The organism is Butyrivibrio sp. ob235 (assembly GCF_900109475.1).
GTDB lineage: Bacteria > Bacillota > Clostridia > Lachnospirales > Lachnospiraceae > Butyrivibrio.
The window spans coordinates 1-11,899 of the sequence record NZ_FOBE01000054.1 but is presented as its reverse complement, the minus strand read 5'-3'; the positions used below and the strand labels follow the sequence as shown (position 1 = coordinate 11,899).

The 11,899-nt window shown below is 39.8% G+C and carries 9 protein-coding genes; all 9 read right to left on the bottom strand.

The genetic code is table 11. The features are described 5' to 3' along the window. Positions 1-733, bottom strand: a 733-nt coding sequence (locus BMW61_RS20875; protein ID WP_091825879.1) for a CPBP family intramembrane glutamic endopeptidase, incomplete at its 3' end; no start/stop codon positions are given. A gap of 12 nt (positions 734-745) precedes the next feature. Next, positions 746-2,938, bottom strand: coding sequence for a M13 family metallopeptidase (locus tag BMW61_RS20870; RefSeq protein ID WP_091825875.1), 2,193 nt, complete (start codon positions 2,936-2,938; stop codon positions 746-748). Between the two features lie 9 nt (positions 2,939-2,947). Continuing rightward, on the bottom strand, positions 2,948-3,781 hold the full coding sequence (locus tag BMW61_RS20865) for a CPBP family intramembrane glutamic endopeptidase (RefSeq protein WP_091825872.1): 834 nt from the start codon (positions 3,779-3,781) through the stop codon (positions 2,948-2,950). Further along, positions 3,774-4,583: a PrsW family glutamic-type intramembrane protease gene (locus BMW61_RS20860; protein WP_026487766.1), complete on the bottom strand. Its 810-nt coding sequence runs from the start codon at positions 4,581-4,583 to the stop codon at positions 3,774-3,776. The genes BMW61_RS20865 and BMW61_RS20860 overlap by 8 nt, the downstream gene beginning before the upstream one ends. A gap of 97 nt (positions 4,584-4,680) precedes the next feature. Next, on the bottom strand, positions 4,681-6,849 hold the full coding sequence (locus tag BMW61_RS20855) for a M13 family metallopeptidase (protein ID WP_139176499.1): 2,169 nt from the start codon (positions 6,847-6,849) through the stop codon (positions 4,681-4,683). A 33-nt stretch (positions 6,850-6,882) separates the two neighbouring features. Continuing rightward, complete coding sequence (locus BMW61_RS20850; protein ID WP_091825866.1) at positions 6,883-7,629, bottom strand: ABC transporter permease; 747 nt, start codon at positions 7,627-7,629, stop codon at positions 6,883-6,885. Next, positions 7,626-8,357: a hypothetical protein gene (locus BMW61_RS20845; RefSeq protein ID WP_091825863.1), complete on the bottom strand. Its 732-nt coding sequence runs from the start codon at positions 8,355-8,357 to the stop codon at positions 7,626-7,628. The genes BMW61_RS20850 and BMW61_RS20845 overlap by 4 nt, the downstream gene beginning before the upstream one ends. Next, positions 8,354-9,199, bottom strand: coding sequence for an ABC transporter ATP-binding protein (locus tag BMW61_RS20840; RefSeq protein WP_051209416.1), 846 nt, complete (start codon positions 9,197-9,199; stop codon positions 8,354-8,356). Before BMW61_RS20840 ends, BMW61_RS20845 begins: the two co-directional genes overlap by 4 nt. A gap of 24 nt (positions 9,200-9,223) precedes the next feature. Then, on the bottom strand, positions 9,224-11,389 hold the full coding sequence (locus tag BMW61_RS20835; protein WP_091825860.1) for a M13 family metallopeptidase: 2,166 nt from the start codon (positions 11,387-11,389) through the stop codon (positions 9,224-9,226). Positions 11,390-11,899 lie beyond the last annotated feature (510 nt).

Here is an 11,899-nt window from a genome sequence, read left to right as displayed (position 1 = left end):
CAAGAAGCGTCACCGAAACCGCCAGTATAATCACATAATACGAAATACCAACATTCCCGCTATCAGAAACTACAACGCCCTTTTCATTGATGGTTGGATCTGTAACAAAATTGATAAAATCATACACAGCGTGAGCAATCATTCCCGGGATTACCGATCCGGTCCTCAGATATATTCCGGCGAGAACAAAACCGCCACAGGTTGCCATGAATGCCTGTATCAGAGTCATGACAGGATCTGCTCCTACGAATATATTTGTCAAATGGAGCGGTCCGAAGATGACAGATGAGATAATTACTGCTGCCACTGCCCTATTCTTCACCTTCAGATATCTCATTCCTATAGGAATAAGCATCGCTCTGAAAATGGTCTCCTCACTAATACCAGCCATTAGTGCCAGGCACACGAAAGAAACTGATGGTTTGAAAGCAAGTCCACTATATACAGCATTTATGATTATGCATCCGATAATAAGGATTGTCATCGCAGAGGATACCATAAGTATCTCTTTTACCGGAACATGAGCCTTAAACACGCCATCAAATTCAGGCGAAAACCACTTATTATAAACGATCAGAAGAACCAGGGACAGAGCGGAGACAATAAGTGCGCTTACTACTCCCTGTGGCTGGCCGCTCAATTGAGTTAATAAACCCAGCGGAACTGTCAGTATCATTGCGATTACAGCATTTTTTTCACATAATGAATGTTTCCTTACTTTTTTGTTTTCCATAACCAATTCTCCTTACCAAACGCTAATTCTATCTTCAGAAGCAAGATACATTCCGTCTCCTTCCTTAACGTCAAAGGCCTCATAAAACTCATCAAACTGCTGTACAACTACATTAACTCTCAGATAATACAGCGGGTGAGGGTTCTGGGTAAGTTGTGAATAGTCTGCTTCATAAGTGCAGATTTCTTTCCACATATTTGCGTAGCTTTCAAAAAACAGTTTGTAATTGAAATCTTCCTCCTTTGAAGCAAGGAGCAACATTGCCTTAAGCCCTGCTATATCCGCAACTGCCTCTCCCTGAACAATGCTGCCGTTTACTTTTTCATTTCCAAATGCGGTTATTCCGTTATAATAATCAATCAGCTTTTGTGCTTTTTTCTGAAATGCCGCGGTATCATCTTCGGTCCACCAATTATTATAGTTCCCGTCCTTATCAAACTGAGAACCACTTGGATCAAATGCATGACTAATCTCATGGGCAATAATAGTTCCAACTGAGGCATAAAGCTGCTCCTTTGACATATCTTCCCTGTAGAAATCACCATCAAGGATTCCAAGCAAAATATTTATTGAATTGTTTGTGGCATTGTAAAAAGCATTTGTTTTAAGTGTTGAGTTATCCCATAAATTTCTGTTTACTTCACCTCCGGTATTAGCAGCATTAAGCTTGTAATAGTAATCCTCCACAGCCATACTGGCTTCAAAATATGAAAGATTGTTAAGATCAAGATCGCTCAGGTCCTGATATTCTTTTGGCTCAATAACATTAATCCCGATGGCATCAAGCTTATCCATGGCATACTGCCTTGTTTCATCAGATAGCCATTCTTCATTTGAAAGCATCTCTCTGTAAATCGCACAAGTCTCTTTGCATATTTCCGTGATAGTATTCTTTGTTTCTGTGCAATCATACTTTTGTATATATATTTTTCCGATAGATTCAGGCAGGGACTGAAGTACACAGCGATATGCATATTGTTTATCAGCAAGTACACCTGCCACACCTTCTATTTTATTCGTCGCAGAAATGCTGGCATCAAAAGCCTGCTTGTCAAGATATTCCGCGCATTTAATAACTCCATGAACTATTAAGTATGCTTTGATATTCTCTGCATTTTCATCTGTATATAGCTCAGATATCTTTTTAATATTTTCCGGTAACATGCACCAAATTTTCTTTGTGCTGCCAAAGCCCCTTACTTTAATGAATTCTTCCATAGGAAAATTTGGTGTAAGACTATAAAGCTCTTCCGGATCATAGTAATTGAGTATCGTTTCATATATATCTGGTTGCTGAAGTTCAGCATTTGTTAAGATAGAATCTGCAAGTGCAGTTTCATATGCAATAGCATTATCATAAAGCGCATCAGCTTCTTCCCTGGAATACCCCATTCTTACATATATTTCTGAAAAAAGTTTCCTGTATTCCGTATCTGCTATTTCTCCTACTACACTTTTGTTTTTGTATTCAGCAGAATCATCTAAAATAAGGTCACCAAAATTAAGTGCCGTTACATACTTTGTAGAATCAATAAGATCAGCAGTGTTGACTATTTCAAAAATAGAAGGTAAAAATACAGACCTGTTGGGGTCGCAAAGATATTCTGAAATATCCCTGGTACCGGACAGGGCTTCAATCTCTTTCACAATGACTTCAAGAGGAGCAAGCGCTTCTTCATTCCTCTCATCCCAGTTAAGAAATCCCTGATATACAGCTCTGACCAATTCAGCATCGTGCCCTGTCAGAGTGTCATCATCCAAAGCTGCAATGGCTTTTTCCTCTACAATTTCGCCTATTTTCGTAAAAGAACTATATCTGCTGTATCCTTCAGGAATATCATGGCTAATTATCCAGTCATAATTAATTGCCACGTTAAAATCATCTTTTTCAGATAGCTTTCCGGTATTTATTACATTATCCTTAAGATTGGAATCTATCCATGGGTCACCGCCATTTATAACATATGCTCCGCCATCCGATTCTTCGGCTGTTTCTTCGGCTGTTTCTTCGGATGTTTCTTGCACAGTTTCTTCAACTGGTAACTCATCACCTTCTTCAGTATAAGGCTCATCTGATGTGCTTACATCTGCAGCAGAATCATCCTGCGATTTTTCATCAGAAATGGTGTCCGGAGTTTTTTCCCCACAGCCTGCAAGAAACATACTTCCAATCAGCAATATAACCAATATCTTCTTTGCCATCATAATCTCTCCTTACCATTCTCGTCTGATCTTTTCAAAATCAATAGTCTTACCGACTTTCTTCCACACAATAAACGTCAGAACTGCATTTATTGCAGCAACTATAAAGTATGTGATAAGGATTCTCACGCCATCTTCACCGGTATTAATATACGATGAACCCGAATCTCCAACCGGAACAAACAGGCCTTCTGTATAACCTGCAAAAAAATCAAACAGTCCGTGAGCCAGGCCGCAGGCCCAGATATTTCTTGTCTTCCAATACAGTATAAGGAGGGCCAGACCAAAAACGCCTGATTCCAGTGTTTTGGCGACCGCCTGTCCCCATGCAACAGGCGATGAGGGATCAAATCCCAAAACATGTGCAGCTCCGAATACCAGTGAGGAAACCACTGCACTCAGAACAAAGACATATTTCTTTTCCCTGAACTTATATATAATCGCATCGTTTATAACTGCCCTGAAAGCCAGTTCCTCAAAAAGTCCCACAGAAATAAACATAAGAAATATAATGATAAATCCCAATATCGGATTTTCCTTCAGGGGTACCTTTTCTTCTATATTCGAAATCAGCAGTACAGAGCCCATGATAAGGGACATCAATAAAAATCCAATGGCGTTCTTGATGACATATCCTGTAGAAACATAGCAGGAGGCAAGCGTCTTATCTCCGGATATCTGGTACAGGAAAAAGCACGACGCTCCGCAGAGCAAAGTCCTCACTATAAAAAACTGGAAATTTGTCTCTGTAGGTACCGTATTGAAACACACAACCACGTATACTATGCAGAGCGCAGCAGTTATCAGTGGCGATTTTTTCATAAATTCAATATATTTTTTAAGCATTGGTATTCTCCTGCTCTGTACTGTTTTCAGCAATGAAGGAAAGCGCTACAAGGTTTGCGGCATTTTTCTTAAGTCGTCTGAATATGTAGAACTGGAAAAAGAATATCGGAATTACCGCAATTAACACCATACCAGCACCAATATATGTTGTTCTTTGTATTTCCGCTGTCATAGTCTCTACATTATCCCCGGCATGTATGAGCATGTTTGCACCAAAAAAATCAAAAACAGTATGCCAAACCACAGGGACAAAAAAAGCAAGAAGATATTCTTTTAATACAGACCCTCTGCCTGTTACTTTGTTATATCTGGCAAGTCCAAGATGTCTTCCCATGGCAAGCCCCAGCATCATATGCACTGTTATACCCGGCAACCTCATCAAGAGAACAGGAAGACTGACACTATATACAAAGTCTTCTATAAGAATAAACCCGAATCCGACAGCACCTGCTATCAGCATATATTCATATACATTTCTAATTTTTTTCCTATAGATGCATAATACAATAAGCGTAATGATAAGTTTTGCCAATTCTTCATTCAGCGCTGCAGAAAAAAGCGCATGATTGAAACTGGCAAGTAATAGAGGTCCATCTGTAGGTACAAATCCGGTTACAGCCCTGAATGTAAGTCCGATTATCAGGAAAAAGACGAATGAAAGCGGCACTGATAATAGTCCAAGTAATACCGGCAATAATGCCTGTCCTCTTGAAATTCTGTAATCTCCTTCCCAGGCAATCATATTCTTATAAAGAATCCCCACAATAATCAAACTTAGAACAAAACTGATAATCGATGTCATATTTTTCTCCTTTCTTTGTTGGTTGCTATAACTTAATACAAATTATGGATATACTCAGTCAGAGCTTTTCTGCCAAAATAATGCTCCGGCTGATGGATCACCAGATCAAAAGCCTGTCTTCAGGAGCAAGGTACATATTATCGCCTTCTCTTACATCGTAGGTTTCATAAAACTCTTCAAACTGTTGAACAGGGACATTTGTTCTTAGATAGTCTCTTGGATGCTCATCCTGTAAAAGGTTAGTTAATTCAGAACTGTAAATAGCAAGATTAGCATTAATCTGAGCATACTTTGTAAAAAATTTATCATAATTAAATCCATCTACTTTTGAAGCCATCCTAAGAGCACATTGAAGTCCGGTTATATCAGCCACCATTTCGGTATCAATATTCGTACCGATGCAATTGTAATCTCCAAAGACAACTATACTATCAAGGTAATCATCCAGCTTTTTTACACGTCTCATAAATTCTGCCTTATCATCTTCTGTCCACCAGTCTTTATATTTTCCTTCAGCATCAAACTGTGATCCATAGTTATCAAAAGCATGTGACACTTCATGTCCCACCCAGAATGCTCCAATTGAGGCGTACATCTCTTCCACGTCCATATCACTTGAATAGAAAGGTTCTCCCATCATTCCTATGATCATGTTAATAGTGTTGGCAGACGGATCATACCCGGCATTGCAGGTTAAAATATTAAAGCCTTCTGCCCACATGTCCTTATCAAGGTTTTGGCCTAAACAACTCATATCATGCTTTGTCTCAGCCATCCAGATGCGCCTGGTAGCTTCAATAAGTGAACAATCAGAAATATCAATATCGGAAGTGTCTCTGAATTTATCCGGGTAAGCGGCATGAATGGCTATCTTATCCAGTTTTTCAATGGCTTTTTTCTTAACTTCATCCGAAGCCCAGCTATTCTCATTAAGCAGCTCTCTATAAGTATCGATAACCTGCTGACACAAATCTTCCATTCTCTTTTTGTCTTCTTCAGATCCGTACTTTGCAATGTATACTTTCTGCATTGATACCGGAAGTAAATCTGTGACAATATTATAAGCGTTCTCTTTATCGGATAATGTCCCACTTGTACCAAGATACTTGGCATTCAACTCATTTGTTTTATCGTAAGTTTCTTTATCGAGGTATTTTGCATACTTTGAAAAATAATTGAATAGCAAGATTCCCTTGATGCCATCCAAATTGTCATCTGTGTACACCTCATCAAGAGTTTTAAAATAATCAGGAGTAGTAACAAGATATATGCCATCATATTTATATCCGACCGCCTCAATAATGGCTGCTATAGGAAGCTTCACAGAAAGTGCAGCCAGTTCCTCAAAGCTCATCTCATTGTTTACCTTATCCAGATATCCTTCACCTTTCTTCTCCATTGTGGTATATATTGATCCTGAAAGCTTTCCTTCCAATTCAATCGCTGCATCAAAATACTTAACAGCATCCTCCGATGACATTCCCAGTTTCCCCGACATAAACGAAAACAATTCTTTTCCCGAATTATAATAAATATCTCCAATTTCTGTCCTATTAGAATACTCAGCAGAATCTTTCAGAATAAGCGTCGGTGTATCCACGCAAAGCAGGTATTTACTCGGATCATTAAGGCCGCTTCTTACAGCATATGCCATAAAATTGTAATACTCAAAAGCCGTATCTTTGTCCGTGATAAGTCCGCTTATGTCTTCAACACTACTTGCTTCGAGAATTTTCTCATAGCCTTCTTTTATATCCGTATATCCGGCTTCATTTCTGGCATTCCAGTCTAAAAGCAGATTATTATATGTGCGGACTACTTCAGCATCATGGCCTTCTATGGTCTCATCTTTAAGCAGCTCCATGCACTGTTTTTTTATTTCAATTTCCCGCTCATGGTAATGAGACCATATCGTATATCCATCTGGGATATCATTCTCCAAAAGCCATCCTTTATTTACATAGAGATGAAAATCATCCTTAGGAGAAACCTCCATGTCAGGAGTAACATTCTCTTTTATGTCCGAGTTTATCCACGGATATCCTCCTGTCGTTACCGTCTCTTTTTCCTCTTCACCTGCCGGTGCGTCTGAATTTCCTTCACTGACGGACATATCTGTTTCTTCATTTTCAGTGCTTTCTTCCACCTCTGATATTGCTTGCGGCGCTTCATCAACAACCTCCAAAGGAGCCGCGTTATTACCACAGGCCATAATAGTCCCTACCATAGCCATACATATAATCAGAGATACCGCTCTCTTTTTCATGCTTGAAATTCCTTTCTTCTCCGCCAATAAAAATCAGAAATCCAGCTCTTTTTTCCTAAAGAGCAGATATGCCAGAATAATCGAAATAATACAGATTTTTGCAACGTGCCAAAGGAGTGTAAATATTGCTGTTCCACCAGTTAGAAGCAGATCTACTTTGGCACATGCAAGGGCATGTGAAAAAACGTGCCTGTCTATATGCCAGAATTTTATCACCGGAATCATATTCAGACCGCTCAGCAATGTATCTCCCGCAAAAAGAAGAAATGCATCCACCAAAGTGGCATAGGCAACATTCTTACTCCAGAATAGAATAATCATGGATATGGTTGCATAACCCAGGATAAGAAAAGCATTGGTCAATATCGTACTGTACAAAAAGCTGCTCTCTGACATGTTCATGTCTGCGCCCATTATCAGACCTGTTAAGGTGATAAAAAGGGCATAGATTCCATAAGAAATAAAGGTGATGATCACGCAGTTAATGAACTTGGCGATAAGGAGTCTTTTTCTTGAAATTCCTCTTCCAATAAGGCACTGCATGGAATTAGACGAAAACTCATCGGCGTAGACGCTCACATAAATAGCAATCCCTATAAAAAGATTCATTGTATTTATAGCAGTTCCCTGATTAGTGGCAAAAGTAAGGCCGCTTACGGTTCCATTTCTTTTTGCACCCAAGGTCCAGAAAAACGAAATTAACAGACATATTGCAAGCACGATCCAATATGACGGCTTTCTCAGGATTCTTTTTACATCTGCAAAAATTAGATTTTTCAAAAATCAAACTCCTTTCTCCGGAAGAAATAGGTAGTGATCGCCAGTGCAGCCAAGAGATAGCAGGCTGCCGGAAGAATCTGCCACGGGAAAGTTTCCATCTCTATTCCGGTATATGCCCAGTCCAAAAGGCCATCAAAGGTATAGTCATATAATGACAGTGTAGAAAAAAATTCTATCAGGTTAAACACAAGTCTAAACACAACCGTAAATGCCACACATGCGACTATCCCCAGAACCGTGGAGCCCGAAATATACATGATCATGGCAGAAAAGACAATGTAGCCAAAATGTCTAATCCACCTCAATATGATAAAAACAACAAGGTTCGTCTGTTGCTGCGAGCTTAATATAATTGCTGATTCTCCGTTTATTACTGCAAGGATTGCCACAATGATGACCAGGTACACGCAAAAAAGAACAATTGCCGCATCAAGAAGCTTGGCAACTATGAGCTTATCCCTTGTTATGCCATGACCAAGTATAGCCTGCATGGACTTTGAGGACAGCTCATGGGCAAAAACAGCATAGAAAGCGGGAAAAACTATAAAAAGAGCTATAGGCGCCCCGTTAAGCGACTTCTGCACACCTCTTACCAGTCCAATTGAGCCATCATTTACAACGCCTTCAAGCACCGTATATGAAATATAGATCAGCGCCAACAAAAGCCCTATATAAATAAGACCAACCCGAAAGATACGCTTCAAATCCGCTCTTAACAAATTTCTCATTCTGCAGATCCTCCAATGAGTTCAAAGTAATAATCTTCCAGAGTAACTTTCTCTTTTCCTTCTTTAAGAATATCAATACCATTCTCTGCAAGAATACTTTTAGCTCTTTCCAAATTTCCGGCTGAGACTGTAAGTTCCACTTCCGGGCGCTTTGCAGAAAGGTCCTCCTGTGTGATTTCTTTTGCTATAACGCCTTCATGTACTATACCGAAACGGTCCGCGGTATTTTCCAGTTCTCCCAGAATATGGCTTGAAACTATGACTGTCATGCCAAACTCATCTCTAAACCGCCGTATCATATGACGAATATCTGCTATTCCCTGAGGATCAAGACCGTTGGTCGGCTCATCCAGAATGAGAATATCCGGATTACCAAGGATTGCATTGCCTATTCCGAGACGCTGTTTCATTCCAAGGGAATAGCCCTTAGCTTTCTGCTTTTCCTTACCGTCTACAAGACCAACAACCTTTAGAACACGGTCCACTTCCTCCTTTAACGCTTTTCCCTTAAGCCCCTTAGCTGCTGCGTAGTATTCGAGGTTCGCCCTGCCGGAAAGATAACCATAGAAATTGGATCCGACAAAGAAGCCTACCTTTGATCTGTTTGCAAACAGCTCTTTTCGGTTCCGGGAACCGGCTATGGAAACATTGCCTGAAGTGTATTCTGACAGTCCCAGAATCATCTTAAAAATAGTGGTTTTACCTGCTCCGTTCTTGCCTACCAGGCCGTAGATATCTCCCTTATTCACCTGCATGGTGACACCTTTAAGTACGTCATGTTTACCATAGCTTTTGATTATGTTATCAAGCCTTATTGCTGCATTTGAAGTCTCTGATCCCATAGTTTGTCTCCTTCCTAACAGATATCACCAGACATTGACTCTTTTTTCCGGGCTTAAGTACATTCCATCTCCCGGCTTTATATCATAGGTTTCTATAAATTCATCAAATTGCTGAAGAACAATATTTACCCTGTGGAACGGAAGCGGATGCATGTCGCTTTTCATGGTATCAAGTTCATTTTCCTCAGTTGTCTGCTCCGCATATTGCCTTGCAAAGGCTCTGAAAAACTCATCATAATCAAAATCAGGTATTTCCCTTACCGCATAAAGTACTGATTTGACACCTCCCATATCAGCAATAGCCTCATCTTTTACGGCATTTCCATTTACCTTCTGCTGCCCCGGAATCGGCCTTGCCAGTGAGAAGTATCCTGCCAGCTTTGATGCTTTTTCATCCATCTTTGACCTGTCCTGTGGTGTCATCCAATCAATGGGGATTTTATCATCATCAAACTGGCGCCCGTAAAGATCAAACTTTGTTCCGTTTGAATCAAATCCATGGGTTATCTCATGGCCAATCGTAGTTCCTACGATGCCTGCAAACTGCTCAAGTGATGCATCTTCTCCAAAAGCAGCATCGCACATAGCCAGATATCCCGCCATTATATAGATGCCATTTTCGTTGCAATAGTACACACAATTGACTTCGGTAGTAGTTCTGGAAGCATCGTAAATATCCCATTTATATCTATCCCAATTTGAATCAGCGCTTTTAACTGCCATGTGAGTTTCTATCATCCGTCTGCCCTCAGCAGCAGCTTCTACAAGATTTCCTCCTTCTTCATAGGACTTTATGTCCGCAGCTGAATAATCGGCGATATTATCAGGCTTTACAAGATGCAAAGCCATATTTTGCAGCTTCCCCTTTGCAGCTGTCCTTGTTTCTTCTGTCATCCAGTCTTCTTCATCCAGTATTTGTGCATACGCCTTTATCAGTGCACTTGTAAATTCATTTATCTTAGCTATTTTTTCGTCATCTGTATAATATTTTTCCAGATACAAAGTATCCAGCAATGGTAAAAAGCCACAGATCTTAATGTCATTTCTAAAAAGGACACTATTCTGGCTATCTGAAATTCCCTCATAGTTATCAGCGCCGTTCATATACAGCTTAACCATCTTTTCATATGATTCGCGGTCGAGAAGGTATTTAACTGAATCAATGGTCTGTACAATGAGGAATGACTTGATATCTTCAAGGTTCTTTTCTGTATAGATCTTATGTAAGGACTGCAGATAGGAATAATCCACATAAAAGCTGTCACATTTCAAATAGCCTCTGCTATCCAATATCTGTAAAAGCGGATAATCCCCTTGTAAAGTCTTCAGCCCTTCCCTGGTGTTCTGAGCCTGTGTAAACATCTCCCCAACACCGAAGTTTTCGATATTACTGTTTCTTGCGATAAAAGTCTCTATACGGTAATTGCCTTTCAGGATAGCCTTGATCTCTTTTTCAGAAAAATCAAGCCTTCCAAGGAAATAGAAGATTACATCATCGTTTTTTTCTTTAGCTGCTAATGTATTGCTTGTATACTCCACATATGAGGAATTAGACCCCAGAGAGAGCTTTGGAGCCTGAAGCTTTAACGTGCTCTTGTCCGGGAACTGCAATTGTGTACTCACAGCTTCCGGATTTAACAGCCCCAGCCCAAAGGGATTTCTCGTAGTGTTCCCCTGGTACTGCGTAAGTTCACTTATAGAGGATATGCTCTGTATATCCGAAATATACTTTTCAAGAGGCTTTACTCCAAGCTTGTTTCGCTCATCCCAATCAGAATACAGTTTAACCAATGCTTTATATCTTTCTGCATTATCACCTGACATAGCCTCATCAGAAGCAATCTCCATATATCTTTCATACATCAGCTTATTTGCATCAAGAAATATACTGGCCTCTTCATATGCGGGGTCCAGAACAGCAGATGCAATATAATCTTTATTGGCAGCCGCTGCAAAATCATCCTGAAAACGTATATTATCCTCAGACCTGACTGTGAATACAACGTCAGAATCAACCCATTTTCCTCCCCCGGGAATTCCGGAAGTAACAGAACCAGAGCCATCCTCATTCGATAGATCAAATTCAGCCGCGTTCCCGCCTTTTCCACAGCCCGCAGATATGAGCACCAAAGTAGCTGTAAGAATCACAGCTGTAGTTTTTCTGAATACGCTCCATTCTTTGTTTCTCATTAGCTATCCTTTCTCTTATCTGATTTATTACTGCTGTTTCATAAGAAACTGATAAATAGTTTAATGATGTCCCAAACGGATAAAACAATCACCATACTTCCGCTAAGAGCTAAAGCATCTGACTCAATTTCCTGCTGATGATATTCCGCTAAGTTGCATAAATACTACATATTTATTGTAAATGATATTGTTTCATATAGTCTACTAATCGGAATATTGTTTTATATTTTTAAGAGATTTTTTATATTTTATTTCGTTTTGTTTTGCTTTACACCTTCTGTAGAATGTGCTATGACTCATGCCTGCTGTCTGCCGAAATGAACTCCCTTCTCCTTGGTAATGGCTATAGATTCAGAAACTCACGCAAAATTAAAAGACCTGGCCGAATATGAGGGCAGGTCCATTAATGGTGAAATTCATAGATTAATCTTTCTAATTGCTATTAAAAAATATTATTTTGCAGGCAGTTCATGTTTTGGCAACCGTTTGGGAAATGGTCCTTCTACTGTA

Bases quoted from the DNA above. Each gene is read 5' to 3' on its own strand.
- BMW61_RS20845 (WP_091825863.1), bottom strand. From the start codon at position 8,357: ATGAGAAATTTGTTAAGAGCGGATTTGAAGCGTATCTTTCGGGTTGGT.
- BMW61_RS20840 (WP_051209416.1), bottom strand. From the start codon at position 9,199: ATGGGATCAGAGACTTCAAATGCAGCAATAAGGCTTGATAACATAATC.
- BMW61_RS20865 (WP_091825872.1), bottom strand. From the start codon at position 3,781: ATGCTTAAAAAATATATTGAATTTATGAAAAAATCGCCACTGATAACT.
- BMW61_RS20855 (WP_139176499.1), bottom strand. From the start codon at position 6,849: ATGAAAAAGAGAGCGGTATCTCTGATTATATGTATGGCTATGGTAGGG.
- BMW61_RS20835 (WP_091825860.1), bottom strand. From the start codon at position 11,389: ATGAGAAACAAAGAATGGAGCGTATTCAGAAAAACTACAGCTGTGATT.
- BMW61_RS20860 (WP_026487766.1), bottom strand. From the start codon at position 4,583: ATGACATCGATTATCAGTTTTGTTCTAAGTTTGATTATTGTGGGGATT.
- BMW61_RS20870 (WP_091825875.1), bottom strand. From the start codon at position 2,938: ATGATGGCAAAGAAGATATTGGTTATATTGCTGATTGGAAGTATGTTT.